This is a genomic window from Pinibacter aurantiacus, from assembly GCF_019130065.1.
Classification (GTDB): domain Bacteria; phylum Bacteroidota; class Bacteroidia; order Chitinophagales; family Chitinophagaceae; genus Pinibacter; species Pinibacter aurantiacus.
Window position 1 is genome coordinate 421,933 of the sequence record NZ_JAHSPG010000016.1, and the last position, 19,215, is coordinate 441,147.

A 19,215-nucleotide genomic window follows, 5' to 3' on the forward strand; every position below is an offset into this window, starting at 1 on the left:
CTTTTAGAAATGATAGATCGCTGCTACTAACAATGATGCTGTGCTTTTTGTGGTAGTGCCATCATGTTTTGTAAACATTTCTTTGCCAGAATTATCATATCTGATCTCAGGAATAATGGTCAAACCATCTATTTTAAAGTTCGCTGAAAGTGTGGTTTCAAAGAAGTTGGTGCCAAATGCGCCGCCGCTTACTGCATCTTTATCGTCAAAATATTCACCTCTCAAAGTAAGGCCGAACCATGGTTTAGGATCAACGTTGAAGTACAACGCAGAACCCCACCAGTTTTTAGTATCGCCATATTTGCCATCATCATCTTTGGCTTTTACCATTTGCACTGTTCCATTGTAGCCAATGCTGAATTTTGGAGAAAGTGCGCCTGTAGCAACCACATCTATCTGGTTCATTTTAGCGGTGCCGTTTGCATTACCACCCTGGTAGTTCAGGTATAGTTTTATCGCATCTTTTGCCAATGAAGTGCTATACTGGCCTATGATGAATTTGCGGGAGAAATCGGCATATTTTAAATCACTTGGATCAGAAATACCAAGCATGAAAGTGCTTTTGCCTACGGTGAATTCACCTTTCAAACCAGTGTTAAAGAATGGCCCGTAAGAAAACATGTAAGACATGCTGTAGTTTCTGTTCAGGTAAGCATCTACCAATTCGTAGCCGATATGTGTTGCCCAGCTACCTGCAGTAAATTTTACATTTTTCCATGGAGTGTAGTACAAATAAGCTTGCTTTACAATCAAACTACTTTTGGTATCGTTGTAGGAAAACTCATCTGCTCTTTTTCCATAACCCAGGTCGATAACACCGCCTACTTTCCCAACACTATGCTCCAATTTTATGGAAGCCATGTTGAAAGTGAAAGAATTTTGTGAATTGGTGAAACTGGTATAGTTGTTAAACGTTTCTGCTTCTTTTGGAGGATTACTTAAATTATATCTATAGAAAACGTCAATTGAACCGGTGATATTAAAATTAGGTTTCTTTTGTTCAACGGTTGTAGTAGTAGAGTCTTGCGAGTAGGCAGTAGAAAATCCTGCCAGCAATGTGGCTGATGCAAATAATTTTCTTAACATTGTTTTGGTTTTTAAGTGTTAATAAAAAAGGTACGGCTTATCAGGGCTTGGTCAGAAGCCCTGATGTTCAAGCTGTACCTTCTTTTTTAGAATTCTGCTGGTGTTTCTTTCATCGCGCCGTTATTGCTAACGAGCAAAGTACCTTGCAAATATTTTTCGTTGTGTTGAGATTCGTCAAGACCTTTTTCTTCATCTTCAGCAGTTACGCGAATTGGAAGGATAAGGTTGATAAATTTGAAGATGCCGTAAGACATGATGAAGCTGTATGCAACCACAATGCCCAAAGCTTTTACCTGAGTAAGGAAGAATGCGGCATTGCCATAGAAAAGACCGTCGTTACCACCTGCGTTTACTGCTTTTGTAGCAAAAACACCGGTAAGCAACATACCTACCATACCGCCAACACCGTGACAAGGGAATACGTCCAAAGTATCGTCAAGAGTAGATTTTGATTTGTAATAAACCGCCATGTTGGAAATGATCGCAGCAACCACACCAATAAATACACTTTGAGGAATTGCAACGAAACCTGCAGCAGGAGTGATAGCCACAAGACCTACAACTGCACCTATACAGAAACCAAGTACAGAAGGTTTTTTACCGCGCATTACATCAAAGAACATCCATGATAAACCTGCAGCCGCAGCAGCAGTGTTGGTAGTAGCAAAAGCAGAAACAGCCAAACCATTTGCCGCCAAAGCAGAACCTGCGTTGAAACCGAACCAACCGAACCACAGCAAACCGGTACCGATCAATACATAAGGAATGTTAGCCGGTGGAATTTCTTTATGATCCATGTGAGATTGTCTGCGTTTCAATACCAGTGCACCGGCAAGAGCAGCACAACCTGCAGAAATGTGTACCACTGTACCACCTGCAAAGTCAAGAACTCCCATTTTGAAAAGGAATCCATCAGGGTGCCATGTCCAGTGTGCAATTGGTGCATATACCAACAAGCTGAACAACGCAATGAAGAGTATATAAGAAGTAAAACGGATACGCTCAGCAACAGCGCCTACCACCAGGCCTGGAGTAATGATCGCAAACATCAATTGGAAAAGCGCAAATAATGTAAGTGGGATGGAAGGTGCAAGGCTCCATGGAGCACCTGAGTTCACGCCTTTAAAAAACAGGTGCGTAGTTGGGTTACCGATAATACCTCCGATAGATTCACCGAAGCAAAGGCTGTAACCAACGGTTACCCAAAGGATGCTTACCACACCGGCAGCAACCACACTTTTAATCATTGTAGAAATAACGTTCTTTCTATGCACCATACCACCATAGAAGAAGGCAAGACCTGGTGTCATTAAAAATACTAAAGCCGTGGCAACAAGGATCCACGCAATATCGGCAGCGCTGTATTTGCCACCATCATCGAAATTTGGTAAGGTGGGAATGAAAATGCAACAGACTGCGATGATCGCAAGAATGAGAAAGGGAAGAATTTGTTTGGCGGTCAACTTACTCATGGCGGAAGATTTAGTTTTAAGTATTATTAATTATCAAATATGAATATCTAACTCTAAATTAAAAAACTAAATGATATAAAGCCACAAAAAAGATATATATTTTAAATTGTAATGTGAAAGAAAGTGTAGATAATTTTCGACAAGAAGTGGGTGTTGTATTTTTTATATAATTTTTTAAAATGTGATTTATTTTGATTTACTGCTTTGTAAAGTATGATTTTGTTGCAAAAACATCAATATAAGCTAAGTGTTGAGATAAAAAATTCAACAAAAAATGATTCGAAAAAAAATATTTTACCGCGTCAATTATTACTGGTTTTATAATACCACCGAGACGAAAGGGGTGGTTTGAGCTAATAAATGGAGATAACGTCATTTAATAAATATGTCAGCAAATGAGTTTTTTATGAAGAAATCATCATAATTGTAATAATTATAATAAAATGCAATATATAATCAATTGATTTATTTTTCTTGGATGGCGAAACCATTTAGTATTAGACTAACGGCCATTGAATATCATCGACGTTTTGCAACTTTTTGAAATCCGTATGGCTCATAGCTGTAGCCCCAGGACAATAAAAAAGCAGTCTCTTTTAAAGACTGCCTTTTTATTATTGAACGAATGATTTTAAAATCTTCTTCTGCGTATGACGCCTAATGTCAGGGCTATGCACCTACTTTAGCGTCGCTAGCAATTTTTCGTTGAGTGCAACATAATCCTCATTGCCTGCCTCTTTCGATAGCTCGATGGATTTCTGAGCTGTTGCTTTTGCTTCTTCTTTTTTACCAAGCGCAGCGAGGGCCTTTGCTTTTTGGTAATAGACATAGAACGCCTTAGGTTGTTGCTCGATAGCCTTGTCGAACCATGTGATAGCCTGGTTTAAATCTTTGTTGCTTTGTACATAATACATACCTGCCTGGAAGTAAGCCGGCTTGTCTGATTTCATGTTCTCCTGGATCTGGGCCATGATCTTTCCGTCGATATCAGCACTTACCGGGATGCCTACAGAAGTTTTATCCCATATAATATTAATAGTAGCCGTGTTTGATTTTACATCGGCCACTTCTATGGTAAATGACTCAACCGCAGCTTTCAATTTGTTTGATTTTACTTTGAATCTTGCCACATCTTCAGATTCTTTATAACCAACTACGCCGCCATTTTTTACGCCCGTGTTAAGAATGATCTCCCATTCGCCGGCATTTGGAATAGTGTACAGGGCGTATTCGCCAGCTTTCACTTTTTGTCCGCCAATGGTAACATCTTCGCCGAATGCGATTTTCGTAGCGCCATTTGCACCGGTGCGCCATAATTTGCCGTAAGGCACAAGATCACCAAAAATTTTTCTGCCATTTACTACCGGTCTTGAGTAAGTGATTTCGATGGAAGACAATGCGAAATCCTGTTTTATGGTTTGCGTTGGGGAAGGAGCCGGAACCTTCAGGCCCTGTGCAGACATGTCAAAATGTAATGCGCCCAATAAGCAACAAGCAATAAAGAGTTTTTTCATGATCTAAAATTTGACGCAAAGGTAGGGGCGAAGAGCAATTGAAAGTTGAAAGTTGAAAATTGAAAATGGAGCTTTGAATTGCGTGCCCCCTCATTTTCCATTTTCAACTTTCAATTTTCAATTATTAGTGGTTGTTATTGTACAGCTTGCCCGAAAAGTTTCCTGTGATCAATTCTGAACCGTAGTGAAGTTCGTATGTGATATCATACCAGTCGACGTGTTTATTGATCGACACCGTTCCGTTGGTAAGCAAGTTGAACGTTGTACCATCTGTATAAAGGGTGTCATGCTGATATGTGCGATTAAGTATGACCGTTGCTGCATCAAAATTTTTCGTGGAGTCAAAGGACGAATCGTTGTGGCTTTTAAAAGTGAAGTTGCCCGTAGTATATCTTCCGTCTGCTATAGAATTGTCTTTAAGGAAGATGTTTACATAGTAGCATGGGCCGATATAAACATGAGTGAAATGAAAGTCAAGAGACGAAAGCGCCATTTGCATGCCCGAACCATCTTTATTGGTAAAGGTGCCAAAGGGAATAGAGTACTTGTCGGTATTATGAAAAAGATAGTTGCTGCTGTCATTTTGCTCTTTTTGACACGAGCTTAATGTCAGCAAATAAATAAACGATAGCAATAAAGATGTTAGAAGACGTGTTTTCATTCAGGGGTTTTGTTTACACTAACACATTAATTTAAACAAAATTAACCGCTGCATTGGTATTATCTGCTATTTATCCACCCAGGTTCTTTCAAAAAAGACCGATTTCTACCACAATTTGTTGATATTCATGGTGTTTGAGGTGAATGGGTAAAATCCAAAAAAAGAAAGCCGCAACGGTAATTGCGGCTTCTACAACTATAAATCACGAAAAATATGTATCAGAGTCAAATCATTGAGTCATTGACTGATTGAATTATTGAATGATTGAAAAGAACCCCTGCACGTCTGAATTTAAGACTTCAATTATTCAGTAATTCAGTTATTCAACCAAGGCCTAAAGCCCAGTAACCTTGCCATTGTATCTTCCTGAAACTGTACCTGTTTTATAAGTGATATTGTAGGTAAAAGTGTACACGTCTCCGCTTTTCTCAACGGTTATTGTACCTGAAGTGATATCAGCTTCGTTTAATTGAGTACCGCTTGCATCATCATAATCTCCGTCTTTAAAGTTCATGTTTATTCCAAAATCTGCATCCGCGAAGTTTTTTGTGGCATCAAATGCTGGATCGTCAAAAGCTTTATAGGTGTATGTTCCTGCTGCCAGAGGAAAAGAGCCGAACTCAATGAAGCCAGCGGAAACTTTAGTGGTAGTAGCAGAGAGGGTTGGATTATAAGAGAGAAAAGTTACATCGGTATACGATGCGCTTCCACTGGATTCGCCGGCCCCAAACGCATAGAGCGTTTCATAGCTTTGAGAATTGTAGGAAAAAGAGTTAGAGGGAGTGTTGTCTTTTTTACAAGAACCGAGTGTGAAAGTAGAAACAATAGCAATTAAGCCAAACAAAAGACCTTTTGTTTTCATAGTTTGAATTTTAAAGTTTAGTGGTGTTTCGTGTAAACGCTGCTAAAGTAAGCGGACATTTATATACTTCCAATTTAATTGAACGATATAAATGCGTTTTAGTAAGAAACACTTAGGACGTGGTGAGGAAAAGTTAGTAAATGTTGATAGTTGATAGTTGATAGTTGATGGCAGGAAAGCCCTTAAAATCTAACAACCAGCTTAGTCTGGTAAAGTAAGTCTGCTCTTACATTCAAATCCTCAGTTATTCAATTATTCAGTTACTCAGTTATTAGCAAAAAAAAGCCTCCCGGGAAACTTCCCGAGAGGGCAGACATATGGCAGATAAGTTGAGAAAAAATCAAGCAATAATTAGAGAGCCAGTTCGAGATTCATGTCCTTGCTTTCAAGCAGAGAGAAGCCCATAAGGAACTCGTCTACTTTGCGGGCGCATTCTCTTCCTTCGCTGATGGCCCAAACTACTAAGGACTGACCACGGCGCATATCGCCAGCCGTGAACACTTTTTGTATATTTGTCTGGTAAGCTTTTTCAGAAGCCTGAACGTTTCCTCTTTCGTCAAGATTAATGCCCAGTTCTTTCAGCATACCTACGTGTTGCGGATGTACAAAGCCCATTGCTAATAAAGCCAATTCGCAAGGAATTTCTTTTTCGCTGCCCGGCACTTCTACAAACTGTGCAGGACGGCCGTCTTCTGTAAACTTCCACTCAAGTTTTACTGTTTTCAAGCCTTTCAGATTGCCCTTGCCATCACCAATAAACTCTTTGGTGCCAATCGCCCAATCCCTGTCTGCACCTTCTTCGTGAGAAGTAGATGTTTTCATGATCATTGGGTAAGTTGGCCAAGGCATGAATGGTGTACGTGAAGAAGATGGTTTTGGCATCAGTTCGAACTGTGTGATGGATTTCGCGCCATGACGGTTTGAAGTTCCCACGCAGTCACTACCTGTATCACCACCACCGATCACCACCACATTCTTATCAGTAGCAAACACATGCTCAGACAATATATTGCTTTCGATTGCTGCATTAGCCAAAGGATCTTTTGCAGCATTGCGTTTGTTTTGTTGTTTCAGGAAGTCCATTGCGAAATGAACACCATTCAGTTCACGTCCTGGGATTTTCAAATCTCTTGGAACGGTAGAACCGCCGGTCAATACGATCGCATGGTATTCTCTTAAGATGTCGTCTACTTTTACATTAACGCCTACGTTGGCATTGTATTTAAAAGAAACGCCTTCATCTTCCATTACTTTAATTCTTCTGTCGATCACCCATTTTTCCAGTTTGAAATCAGGGATGCCATAGCGCAACAAGCCGCCCGCTGCGTCATCTCTTTCAAAAACTGTTACAGAATGGCCAGCATAGTTTAATTGCGCTGCAGCTGCAAGACCAGCAGGGCCTGAACCAATTACCGCTACCTTTTTGCCGGTGCGTACATTTGGTGTGCGTGGTTGCACAAAGCCTTTATCGAAAGCAATTTCAATAATGTGTCTTTCAATTTCTTCAATCGCAATGGCAGGTTGATTGATGCCTAACACACATGCATGCTCACACGGAGCTGGGCAAATGCGACCTGTAAATTCAGGGAAATTATTTGTCGACGTTAAAATGTCGTATGCTTCTTTCCATTCTTTTCTGTAGACAGCGTCGTTGAATTCAGGAATAACGTTTCCCAAAGGACAACCGCTGTGACAAAACGGAACGCCACAGTCCATACATCTTGCGCTCTGTTGATTGAGCTGTGTGTCAGAATATCTGTTTACAAATTCGTTGTAATCCTTTTTACGCTCTGCTACCGGGCGTTTGCTCGGCAACTCTCTTGTGAACTCTAAAAAGCCTGTTGGTTTGCCCATCTTTTTATAGTTGTTGGTTGTTAGTTGATAGTTATTTGACAGGGAGATCTTCGATCTCTTTTATTTGCCACTGAGGTACAGAAGTACTGAGATTACTTAGTTTTATTTGTAGAGAAACTTTGTATTCTCTGTACATCTGTGTTTCTGTGGCTAATTTCTTCGTTACACTTTCTGTTTTACACCTTTTGATTCCTTCAAGGCTTTCTTGTAATCTTTCGGGAATACTTTTACAAAATGTTGTAACTGGTTTTCAAAATCGTCCAGTACAAATTTTGCAACGGTGCTGCCTGTGTAGTCGTAATGTTCCTGGATCATTTTCCTTAAACTTTCAACATCGTCGTGACCAACCGGATCAAGGTCGATCATTTCCATGTTGCAGTTGCCAGGGAATGTTCCTTTCACATCGTATACGTAAGCGATACCACCACTCATACCCGCAGCAAAGTTTCTTCCTGTGCTGCCGAGAATTACTATGGTACCTCCGGTCATGTATTCACAACCGTGGTCGCCCACGCCTTCTACAATGGCTTGTGCGCCTGAGTTACGAACCGCAAACCTTTCTCCTGCTTTACCGCGGATGTAAGATTTTCCGGATGTAGCGCCATAGAAAGCAACGTTACCAATCAAAATATTTTCTTCAGGAACAAAGCTTGCCTGTTTAGAAGGATAAACTATCAGCTTGGCTCCGCTAAGACCTTTACCGAAGTAGTCATTCGCGTCACCTTCCAGTTCCAGTGTAACACCGTTTGTATTGAATGCACCAAAGCTTTGTCCGGCAGTTCCGGTAAGTTTGATGTGAACGGTATCTTCCGGCAAACCAGCCGCTCTGTATATTTTAGTTATTTCGTTAGAAAGAACAGTACCTGTAGTTCTGTCTGTATTGATGATGTCGAAAGAAGCTTTTACTTTTTCCTTTTTCTCCAATGCAGGTTTAGCAGCTTCGAGCAATTTCCAGTCAAGGATGTTTTGCATCAGGTGATCCTGCTCTTCCATGTTGTACATACCTGTGAACTCTGCAGTTGGCTCTTTGTATAAGATAGGAGCGAGGTTCAACTTGCTGTACTTCCAGTGGTCGATGTTGTCTCTTACTTCAAGATGTTCCACCTGACCAATCATTTCTTCTACAGTTTTGAAACCAAGATCAGCCATGATCTCTCTCAATTCCTGTGTAAGGAATTTGAAGAAGTTCACTACGTGATCAGCATCGCCTGTAAATCTTTTTCTCAACTCAGGATCTTGTGTAGCAACACCTACCGGACAAGTGTTCAGGTGACATTTACGCATCATGATACAACCTTCTACTACCAGCGCAGCAGTTGCAACACCCCATTCTTCAGCGCCTAGCAATGCAGCGATGGCAATGTCACGGCCTGTTTTCATTTGTCCGTCAGCCTGCAATACCACGCGGCTACGCAACCTGTTTTTCAACAAAGTTTGCTGCGCTTCTGCAAGGCCAAGTTCCCATGGCAAACCTGCGTGCTTGATAGAGCTCAATGGAGACGCACCTGTACCACCATCATAACCTGCGATCAAAACCACGTCTGCTTTTGCCTTTGCAACACCGGCAGCAATGGTACCAACACCTGCTTTAGATACCAGCTTCACGCTGATACGTGCAGCACGGTTGGCATTTTTAAGATCGAATATTAATTGGGCCAAATCTTCAATTGAATAAATGTCGTGGTGCGGAGGAGGAGAGATCAAACCTACACCCGGTGTAGAGTGACGGGTTTTACCGATCCAGTCGTCAACTTTATGACCTGGCAACTGTCCACCTTCACCTGGTTTTGCACCTTGCGCCATTTTAATTTGCAGCTCGTCTGCTTCAGTAAGGTATAAGCTCGTTACACCAAAACGTGCAGAGGCAACCTGTTTGATGGAAGAACGCATAGAATCGCCGTTGGCCATTTTATCATAGCGTCTTTCATCTTCGCCGCCTTCACCTGTATTGCTGCGACCACCGAGGCGGTTCATTGCAACAGCAAGTGTAGTGTGCGCTTCCCAGGAAATAGAACCGAAGCTCATGGCACCTGTTGCGAAGCGTTTGTATATTTTTTCTGCCGGTTCTACTTCATCAATGGAAATAGAAGGACGGAGATGTTTGAATTGGAAAAGACTTCTTAATGTAGCCGCTTTCTCACCCTGGTCATTTACTGCTTTTGAATACTTCTTGAACGTGTTGTAATCGTTCATGCGAGTAGAGTGTTGCAGCAAGTGAATAGTGGTTGGGTTGAACAAGTGGAACTCGCCTTTACGTTTCCATTGGTAAACTCCACCTACAGACAATCTGTCGACCGGCGTTTCTTTTTTGCTGAAAGCGTATTTGTGTTTGGTCAAAGTTTCGCGTGCAATTTCATCAAGGCCCATACCCTCAATGCGGGATGTAGCGCCGGTGAAATATTTGTCCACTACTGTTTTATTGATACCAATGATCTCGAATATCTGCGCACCCTGGTAAGATTGCAAAGTAGAGATACCCATTTTGGAGAATACTTTCAAAAGTCCGTCGTTAACGGCTTTCACGTAATTCTTTTTCAGGTAATCAACTTCCAGATCCGATTGCAGTTTACCGCTCAACTTCATGTCTCTGATAGAGGAAATAGCAAGATAAGGGTTAATGGCTGTGGCACCGAAACCTATTAAACATGCGAAGTGATGTACTTCCCACACGTCTCCTGCTTCTACTACCAAACCTACGCGGCCACGGTATCCTTTGCGGATCAGGTGGTGGTGCACTGCTGCAGTTGCCAGCAATGAAGGAATGGCAGCGTGATCTGAATCGATCGCTCTGTCGGAAAGGATCAATACTTCGAAACCATCTTCCGCAGCATCTACCGCATAGCGGCAAAGGCGGTCAAGGCCTTTTTGCAATGAACCCGGTTTGCCATCGGCACGGAAATAACACTGCAAAGTTTTAGCCTGGTAAATGCCTGTATCAATACTTCTGATCTGCTCCAGCTCATGGTTATTAAGTACAGGCTGTTTGAGCGCTACACTATGACAAGCAAGCGGATCTTCTACAAGAAGATTTCCGTTATTACCAACAAATGTTGCAAGTGACATTACCAAACGCTCACGGATAGGATCGATTGGCGGATTTGTTACCTGCGCGAAAAGTTGTTTAAAATAGCTGGTGATATGTTGTGGTTGATCACTCAACACGGCCAAAGGCGCGTCAGTTCCCATAGAACCGATTGGTTCTTTACCATCGATCGCCATTGGAGCGATGATTGTTTCGAGATCTTCGGTTGAGTAACCAAATGCTTTTTGATATTTGAAAACCTGCTCGCTTTCAAGGTGAGTGAACATAACGCGAGGTTCAGGCAATTCTTCCAAACGGATCTTGTATTTGTTCAACCATTCACCGTAAGGTTTTTGTCCGCAGATATTTGCTTTCAGTTCATCATCGCTGATGATGCGACCTTGTTCCATATCTACCACGAACATTTTACCCGGTTGCAGGCGACCTTTTTCTTTCACCAGGCGCTGATCAACAGGCAATGCACCTGTTTCAGAAGCCATGATTACGCGGTCATCTGTAGTAACGCAATAACGGGAAGGGCGAAGACCGTTTCTGTCAAGCGTAGCACCAATGATCTTTCCATCTGTGAATGACAGAGACGCAGGGCCATCCCATGGTTCCATCATTGCAGAGTGGTATTCGTAGAATGCTTTTTTAATTGGGTCCATTTCCTCGTTGCCATCCCATGCTTCCGGCACCAGCATCATCATTACGTGAGGCAGTGAGCGGCCACAAAGTGTAAGCAATTCGATCATGTTGTCGAGGCAGGCAGAGTCAGACTGACCGTCTGTAACAAGCGGCAACAACATTTCCATTTCTTCCTTAGAGAAGTAAGGAGATGTGAAACCTTTTTCGCTTGTTTTAAGCCAGTTGAGGTTACCTTGAAGGGTGTTGATCTCACCATTATGCGCCACATAACGGAACGGCTGCGCCAGTTTCCATGATGGGAAGGTGTTGGTAGCAAAACGGGAGTGTACAAGGCCGAAGGCGCTTACTACACTTTTGTTGCTAAGATCAGGGAAGTAATGGCGTACCTGTCCGCTGGTAAGCTGACCTTTGTACACCAGTGTTTTATAAGAAAGAGACGCTACGTAGAAACCGATAGCATCTTTTTTAACAGTACTATTGATGGTGTGTTGTGCATAATTGCGCAGCACAAATAATTTACGTTCGAAATCTTCAGGATTGCTGATGTGATCCGGGCATGCGATGAACACATGTTCCATTTCTGGTTCTACAGACAATGCCGTAGGTCCGATGTCATCAGGATTAACCGGAACTTTTCTCCAGGTAATAATTTCAAGGCCGAGCTTTTCAGCACTGCGAATGAAAATATCACGGCATTCTTCACGCAGTTTAATTTCCTTTGGAAAATAGATGGCGCCCACACCGTATCTGCCGTAAGCAGGGAGGTGCACACCAAGTTTAATACACTCTTCAAAGAAGAATTCGTGAGGAATCTGGATGAGGATACCCGCTCCATCGCCAGTGTTGCTTTCGCAACCACAGGCTCCGCGGTGTTCCATGTTTTCCAGGATGGTTAACGCGTCAGAAACAACCTGATGGTTCTTGTTGCCTTTTATATTGGCGACGAACCCAATCCCGCACGCATCACGCTCAAATTCGGGAGAATACAATCCAACGTTACTTGCCATAGCAGCGCAATAGTTTTTGTTAAGAGAATTATTACCACAACAGTTTTGTTGCAATCCGTTAGTTTGGTTACTTGTGCATTAGGACAAGCATTATTTCATTGGCAGACTACAAATATAATTCACTTATTTCACTAAATTGTTAGATATGCAATATTTTATCGAGCATATCATTATTTTAAATTTATTTTTTTGTGAATTATTTGGATATTTTTCAGAAATGACTTTTTCGGGCAGATTTTAATCTTAATTCAATTTAGTGAAAAAACGCGTAAAAAGCGAATGCGTTGGCGGGTGAGTTTCAGTAAAATCCGCTTGGGACATTTACGAGATATGTAAAATGAGGATAATGTGTTGGGTGTTAGAGACATATGTCTCGTAAAGATCTCGAACACACCATAGGGCGGTCTTTGTTATTACCACTAAGTCACTAAGGCCACTAAGATTCACTGAGAGAAACTGCAACATTGGGCAGCCCTTAGTGCGGCTAAGTGTCCTTAGTGCCTTAGTGTTGAATCTTGGTCTCGTCTTTAAGGAACTGCAGTGTCTTTTCCGAATGTGCGCTACCGTTGCTAAACGAGTCGAAAGTATAGACGATTTTTCCAGTAAGATCAACAACGAATGTTTTCCTTCCGGTAAGAAAGAATTTTCCCTTCACGCCAAACATCTTCAAAACCTTATTGTCCGGATCGCTCAGGAGTGTAAAAGGCAATTGATGATTTGTAATGAAATCATGATGGCTTTTCACACTTCCAGAATTAATGCCCACTACAATCGCTCCGGCATTGGTGAAATCTGTATAGCTATCGCGAAATGAACAGGCTTCTTTGGTGCAAACCGGGCTTTCGTCTTTTGGATAAAAGTAAATGACCAGCTTTTTCTTGCCAATGTAGTCTGCAACATTGAACAAACTATCATTTTGATTTTTCAATGAAAACATAGGGATGGTGTCTCCAACATCTAATTGTTTTGACTGCCCTTTACAGGAAATAATCAAAATGCTGCAAACCAGTAAGGCGAATATCTTTTGCATAAAAATTATTTATCGAGTGCAAATTGAACGGCTGCTTCTGCGTGGATAAGTGTTGTGTTGAAAACCGGTACCGAAACATCGTTTTGGCGGATCAGCAATGGAATTTCTGTACAACCTAAAATAATGCCTTCAGCGCCATTTTCAATGAGCTTGCTGATGATATTGAGATAGCGTTGTTTTGTTTCCGGAAGAAATACATTTTTTCCCAACTCATAAAAAATCGTGTGGTGAATGAATTCTCTGTCTTCACTATCTGGAATAATTGCCTCGATATTCTTTGCTGCAAGCTTCGATGTAAAGAAGTCGCACTCCATGGTGAATTTTGTTCCCAGCAATCCTACTTTTTTAATGTTTTGCTTTTGTATCGCATCCGCAGTTACGGTGCCAATGTGAATCACCGGCAATTGAATATGCGCTTGCAATTTATCGGCAATCATATGCATCGTGCTTGCGCAAAGCAATATAGCTGATGCACCACTGTTCTGCAAATGTTCCGCAGCCTTTGAAAGCATGGCGAAGGTTCGGTCCCAATCGTTCGCTTCATTATTGCGTTTAATGTCTTCGTAATTGAAGGAATAGATCATGCACTCGGCAAAATTGAGATCGCCCAGTTCTTTATTGACACCTTCATTAATGAGTTTGTAATAGTCAACTGTTGAAACCCAGCTTATCCCACCGATTAGTCCTAGTATTTTCATTTTACGAATGTTTTAATGTTTCTACGTGAGGGCTGCATCGCCTATGTTTAACGGGGCTTCGACAGGCTCAGCCTGACACCCCGGTCGCGCTGTCAGGCTGAGCCTGTCGAAGCCTTCATGCACGAAATACATTTCTGGTGTCACAGTCAATTTGCCATTGCCAAAACAGGAAGCTGTTTGTTCCCATCCTGGTAAAGCAGATTCAACTTCATAGAAGAAACGTGCCAATTGCCTCCGTGGTTGTCCAGCGCGAAATCATATGTGCCATATACAATCCACAAGTCGCCGCCTTGCGCATTTGGTAAATGATGCACCGCCTGACCTTTACAGAAAGCTGTGGCTTTGTTTCCCTGCATGTTAACCTCAAAGTTGGTGAGCATGTGGATGGTGAATGCAAACTTCGGTAGAAAGTCTATCCAGGAATTTGTGATGTCCGATGAGGAAAGGGTAGAGGCTCGTTGGCCGCTGAGAGATGAATAATCCAGCAACACATTTTCACAGAAACTGTTTTTTACCATTTCCCAGTCATGTTTATCTGCACCGTTGAAAAGATTGACGATGGTTTGAATGATAAGGTCTTTGTCCATTGGTGTATATTTCGAATAACAAATTGGTGGTTGTTATTTATGGCATTTTGTAGCAAATGGCATTGATATTCATTCCGGCACCTACTGATGCGAAAACAATAATATCTCCCGATGCGACAGAATGTCCCGCTACATTGGATTTGAGCACCATATCAAATAGTGTGGGTATGGTGGCCACTGAGCTGTTGCCAAGTTCCTTAATGTTCATTGGCATTACATCCAACGGAGCATCATTAATTCCATAAAGTTTATACAAAGCTGTAATGATCGCTTCATCCATTTTTTCATTTGCCTGGTGAATAAAGATCTTCTTCACGTCTGCTATGGCAACGTTGCTGGTTTCAAGACAAACCTTGATAGCATCTGGCACAAATTTTAATGCAAACTCATATACTTTTCGTCCCTGCATTTTTATGTAGCGAATGCGGCTGTCTGACTCTGGAAAATAAGACTTGCCCAGGTAAATGTAATTTAGCTCGTCGATAGCGTAGGATCTTGCACTGACGCCAATGATGCCTTGTTGTTTTTCTCCATCATCCTTCAATTCGAGTATGCATGCCCCGGCACCATCACTAAATATCATGCTATCTCTATCATGTGAATCTATTACGCGGCTCAGGGTTTCTGTTCCTATGACCAGGCATTTTTTTGCCACGCCCGCCTGCATGAATGCATGAGCCTGTATGAGCGCCTGCACCCAGCCGGGGCATCCAAACAAAATATCGTAGGGAATACAAGCCGGATTTTTTATGCCAAGTGTATGTTTTACCCGCGAAGCAAGTGAGGGCACCGCATCTGTTTGAATGGTATGTTTAATTACATCTCCAAAATTATGTGCAACAATGATCTGGTCGATGGTCTCCGGATCAATACCTGCATCCTGAATGGCAAGTAAAGCGGCACTGGCTGCCATATCTGATGCAGTGACATTTACGGGTGCATATCGCCTCTCTTCAATGCCCGTTATTTTTTCGAATTTTTCAATGATCTCAAGGTTGTCCTGCTTAAGCGCCTCATGGTTTTCTGTATAAAAACTGTTGATAGCAAATTCTTTATTGTACTTAGTTATGGATGGAATGTAGCTGCCAGTACCAGTAATTATAGTTGACATAATAGGGAGATATGGGTGAACGTATTGTTTCAATGAAGGTACGTCTTATACAAAGGCAAAGTGCATAAAGGAAACACAAATACCTGCAGTTTTAACGCTTAAGATGTTCGGGGTCGGGCAAATAAAAAACCCTGCATTGCAGGGTTTTTCAAATTGTATATAAAGGAATTTTAAAAGAATACTCCAACATTCAATGCGATGTAAGATACTTTTGAGGAGAAGCCTTCTGATTTCTTGAACACGTTGCTAAGGCCGCTGTTGTAAGTAATACCTAACAACAAACGAGTATTATCCTGCAGCGTATATTCTGTACCGCCGCCAATCAGCAAGCTTGCTTTAACAGGCTGTAAATCGCTTGAAATGCTTGTTTGATCTCCCGCATCATTTTTTATTTTGCCACCTATTTTAAAGCTTGGCATAAAACCAAACTGTCCGTAATATCTGAATGGGTTAGACGAAGATTTATTTGTTTTCAGCTTTAATGAAATAGGAAGGTCCACATAAGAAAGACGCATTTTTAACTGGTTCTCCTTGCTGCCCAAATAATCTAATTTGCCGGTAATATTTGTAATAGCTAGTTCGGTTGCAAAAGCGTAGTTGTCGCTAATATAAAAATCGCCCATAACGCCGTAGGAGTAACCGATGCGCGGACCGCCAGCTGTTGCGTTTCCTTCTGTTCCGTTGAACCAGCCAACTAATGGGTGGATCTTAAAACCAAGGTCAACTTTTTGAGCGAAGATGCATTGTGTTGCAGCAATAAAAAGAACGAATAAAATTGTCTTTTTCATAGTTACAAATTGATTGTTTAAAAATAGTTTTTCATAAAGTGCCCGCAGGCGCCTATGGATTACGGCCGCGAAAATAAGGGTTTGAGCAATAAGTTGTTTGGGGGCAAGTACTTGATATAAAAGAAGTATTTTTCCTATATGAGAAATTCTCTTTTATCTTAAACAAAATTTGTACGATGCGACACCTCGTTTATTTATTTGCACTAACGATCATCAGCAACCTTTCTTTTTCGCAAAAAACAAAAAGGGAGTATTATGAGTTGAAAGTGTATCACTATAAAGATTCCATTCAGGAAAAGATATTGGACAATTACTTTAGCCAGGCTTATATTCCGGCCATACATAAGGTGGGCATAAGAACGGTGGGTGTTTTTAAGGCCATCGCAAACGATACGGCCGCGGAAAAGGTCTTGTATGTTTTGACGCCATTCAAGTCATTGGATGAGTTTACGTCTACGGATAAAAAATTGAACTCAGATAAAGATTACCTGCAAAATGGAAGCGCCTACTTAGACGCCGCTTATAACAAAGCGCCTTACACCCGCACGGAAAGTATTTTGCTATATGCATTTGAGCTGGCACCCAAGCTAACAGCTTCCGGCTTACAATCTCCTAAAAGCGAAAGACTGTATGAACTAAGAAGCTATGAAAGCCCAACCGAAAAACTATACGGGAATAAAGTGAAGATGTTTAACCAGGGCGGCGAGATTGATATTTTTTCAAGGCTTGGATTTAATAGTGTGTTTTATGGGGAAGTTATTGCCGGCAGTCATATGCCCAATCTTATGTACCTGACAACGTACGATAACAGGAAGAGTCGCGATGAACACTGGAAAGCCTTTAGCGATGATCCTTCGGTGAAGAAACTGTTTGCTATGGAGGAGTATAAGAACAATGTTTCGAAGGCGGAGATTATATTTTTGCGGCCGACAGTGTACTCGGAACTGTAGCCAAGGAAATAGGAAATAGGAATTAGGAATTAGAAGGGGGGGCACTTGGAGAGGGAGATTGCTTCGCCCGATTGTTTTATAAGGGGCTGCATTTTGTTTGCGATCATTAAGCTCGGCTGGGCTCGCAAAGACGGGCAACACCCTGAAGTTGTTTTAACAAACAGTCTGACAAAACTCAACAGGACCGGACCGTCATTGCGAGACCGGCCGAGCGTAGTGATTGGATGGGTAATGAAGGCTTACATTACAGCGTTCGGGCGAAGCAATCTTGTGGGTGAAGTGCTGTGCAAAAAACATCGAACGGAGAATTGCAATAACCACCCGCTCGCCTTACATTTGACCAACCTAAACCCTTTGAATATGTATTTCTTCTTCCGTTACGGATTCGCCATTTTAGCCCTGCCATTCTTTCTCGTTTATCAAATGCTCATCAAGAAAAAATCCTGGAGCGATGTAAAAGGCGACCTCGGAATCATCATTTTTTTCTTACTCGTGTGGGGAGCATTGTATTATTTCTGGGTGATCGCATAGAGGCCACTGCTTTTTTTGCTGGCACAGATAGGCATCCGCACAGGCCTATGCTGCATATCTGCGCCGACACAAAAAAAGCCTTCCATTTCTGAAAAGCTTATATGTACCACGCGTCGAATATGTTGTACGTTACACCAAATAACCAAATAGTGTATCGTGTTTGTTCAATTCTGTGAAGTCGATCTTACATTCTTTCATGCGTTCAAGCAGAGAGTTGTAGTCTTCTTTTTTCTGTAACTCTATACCTACAAGGGCAGGGCCGCTTTCCTTGTTTGTTTTCTGCATGTACTCAAAGCGGGTGATGTCATCTGTTGGTCCCAGCACTTTGTTCAGGAACTCGCGCAATGCACCTGGCTTTTGTACGAAGCGGATAAGGAAATAATGTTTCAGGCCTTCGTATTGTAAAGAGCGTTCTTTGATCTCCGGCATCCGGTCAATATCGTTATTGCTACCACTTACGATGCATACAACGTTCTTGCCTTTGATCTGTTCAGCATAATCATCAAGTGCTGCAATTGACAAAGCGCCTGCCGGTTCTGCAACAATTGCATCTTCGTTATACAATTTAAGGATTGTTGTGCATATTTTTCCTTCCGGAACCAAATGCATATCATCCAATACTTCTTTACAAATTTGGAACGTAAGATCACCTACGCGTTTTACCGCAGCGCCGTCTACGAAGCGATCAATGTCGCTGAGTGTAACGGGGTGACCGGCTTTTAAAGCTTCCAGCATAGAAGGCGCACCTTCAGGCTCGAGGCCAATAATTTTTGTTTGTGGGGAAAAAGTTTTGAAGTAAGTGCCGATGCCCGATGCGCATCCACCACCACCTATGGGCACGAACACGTAATCAACATTGGAAAGATCTTCGAGTACTTCTACGGCAACTGTTCCCTGGCCTTCGATGATGCGATAATCATCAAAAGGTGGAATGAAGGTCATTCCGTTTTCTTCAGTATATTTTTTTGCAGCAGCGGCACAGTCATCGAATGTGTCGCCAATTAGTTTGATTTCGATATTGTCTTCGCCAAACATTTTCGTTTGATTCACTTTTTGTTTGGGCGTAACAATAGGCATGAACACAACACCTTTGATGTTTAGTTTTTTGCAACTAAACGCAAAGCCCTGCGCATGATTGCCTGCACTCGCTGTAGTAATGCCTTTCTCCAGTTGATCCTGTGGGAGCTGGCTCATCATGTTGTAAGCGCCACGAATTTTGTAGGAACGTACAATTTGAAGGTCCTCGCGTTTGAGGTAAATATTCGCATTGTAACGGCGAGACAGGTTAGCGTTCAACATTAGTGGTGTTTTGGTGACCACCTTTTTTAACCTGAACGCAGCATCGTGGAAATTGAGCGTTGGCTTGGTGTGAGTATCTGTGTTCATTTTTTGAT

Annotated in this window: 15 protein-coding genes; 2 read left to right on the plus strand and 13 right to left on the minus strand. The window is 42.0% G+C overall.

Translation table 11 applies throughout. The features are described 5' to 3' along the window. Positions 1-3: 3 nt before the first annotated feature. The 12 genes from KTO63_RS22800 to KTO63_RS22855 form a co-directional block, all read right to left on the minus strand. On the minus strand, positions 4-1,086 hold the full coding sequence (locus KTO63_RS22800) for an outer membrane beta-barrel protein (protein WP_217794268.1): 1,083 nt from the start codon (positions 1,084-1,086) through the stop codon (positions 4-6). Between the two features lie 86 nt (positions 1,087-1,172). Beyond that, positions 1,173-2,558: an ammonium transporter gene (locus KTO63_RS22805; protein WP_217794269.1), complete on the minus strand. Its 1,386-nt coding sequence runs from the start codon at positions 2,556-2,558 to the stop codon at positions 1,173-1,175. Positions 2,559-3,235: 677 nt separating this feature from the next. Continuing rightward, positions 3,236-4,072 carry a DUF2911 domain-containing protein gene (locus tag KTO63_RS22810; RefSeq protein ID WP_232373296.1) on the minus strand — a complete coding sequence of 279 codons (837 nt, stop codon included), beginning with the start codon at positions 4,070-4,072 and terminating at the stop codon, positions 3,236-3,238. Positions 4,073-4,196: 124 nt separating this feature from the next. Further along, a complete protein-coding gene (locus KTO63_RS22815) occupies positions 4,197-4,733 on the minus strand; it encodes a hypothetical protein (protein WP_217794270.1) in 537 nt (178 codons plus the stop codon). 334 nt (positions 4,734-5,067) lie between these two features. Continuing rightward, positions 5,068-5,595, minus strand: coding sequence for a hypothetical protein (locus tag KTO63_RS22820; RefSeq protein ID WP_217794271.1), 528 nt, complete (start codon positions 5,593-5,595; stop codon positions 5,068-5,070). 351 nt (positions 5,596-5,946) lie between these two features. Then, complete coding sequence (locus tag KTO63_RS22825) at positions 5,947-7,449, minus strand: glutamate synthase subunit beta (protein ID WP_217794272.1); 1,503 nt, start codon at positions 7,447-7,449, stop codon at positions 5,947-5,949. Between the two features lie 162 nt (positions 7,450-7,611). Next, entirely contained in the window at positions 7,612-12,126 is a 4,515-nt protein-coding gene (gene gltB / locus KTO63_RS22830; RefSeq protein WP_217794273.1) for a glutamate synthase large subunit, read from the minus strand. Between the two features lie 502 nt (positions 12,127-12,628). Further along, positions 12,629-13,156: a peroxiredoxin gene (locus tag KTO63_RS22835; RefSeq protein ID WP_217794274.1), complete on the minus strand. Its 528-nt coding sequence runs from the start codon at positions 13,154-13,156 to the stop codon at positions 12,629-12,631. A 5-nt stretch (positions 13,157-13,161) separates the two neighbouring features. After that, positions 13,162-13,854, minus strand: coding sequence for an aspartate/glutamate racemase family protein (locus KTO63_RS22840; protein WP_217794275.1), 693 nt, complete (start codon positions 13,852-13,854; stop codon positions 13,162-13,164). Between the two features lie 146 nt (positions 13,855-14,000). Beyond that, positions 14,001-14,441 carry a nuclear transport factor 2 family protein gene (locus tag KTO63_RS22845; protein WP_217794276.1) on the minus strand — a complete coding sequence of 147 codons (441 nt, stop codon included), beginning with the start codon at positions 14,439-14,441 and terminating at the stop codon, positions 14,001-14,003. Positions 14,442-14,478: 37 nt separating this feature from the next. Beyond that, the gene (locus tag KTO63_RS22850) at positions 14,479-15,552 is read right to left on the minus strand and encodes a 3-oxoacyl-ACP synthase III family protein (RefSeq protein ID WP_232373297.1); all 1,074 of its coding nucleotides are present in this window, start codon (positions 15,550-15,552) and stop codon (positions 14,479-14,481) included. 170 nt (positions 15,553-15,722) lie between these two features. Then, positions 15,723-16,340, minus strand: a complete 618-nt coding sequence (locus tag KTO63_RS22855; RefSeq protein ID WP_217794277.1) for a porin family protein — start codon at positions 16,338-16,340, stop codon at positions 15,723-15,725. Between the two features lie 176 nt (positions 16,341-16,516). Here KTO63_RS22855 and KTO63_RS22860 point away from each other — a divergent pair, with 176 nt between their 5' ends. After that, on the plus strand, positions 16,517-17,290 hold the full coding sequence (locus KTO63_RS22860; RefSeq protein ID WP_217794278.1) for an NIPSNAP family protein: 774 nt from the start codon (positions 16,517-16,519) through the stop codon (positions 17,288-17,290). A 360-nt stretch (positions 17,291-17,650) separates the two neighbouring features. Continuing rightward, on the plus strand, positions 17,651-17,821 hold the full coding sequence (locus KTO63_RS22865; RefSeq protein WP_217794279.1) for a hypothetical protein: 171 nt from the start codon (positions 17,651-17,653) through the stop codon (positions 17,819-17,821). A 129-nt stretch (positions 17,822-17,950) separates the two neighbouring features. On the opposite strand, the gene ilvA is transcribed toward KTO63_RS22865, so the two are convergent. Beyond that, positions 17,951-19,207 (minus strand): threonine ammonia-lyase, encoded by a 1,257-nt coding sequence (gene ilvA, locus KTO63_RS22870; RefSeq protein WP_217794280.1) that lies wholly within the window; start codon positions 19,205-19,207, stop codon positions 17,951-17,953. Positions 19,208-19,215: the final 8 nt, after the last annotated feature.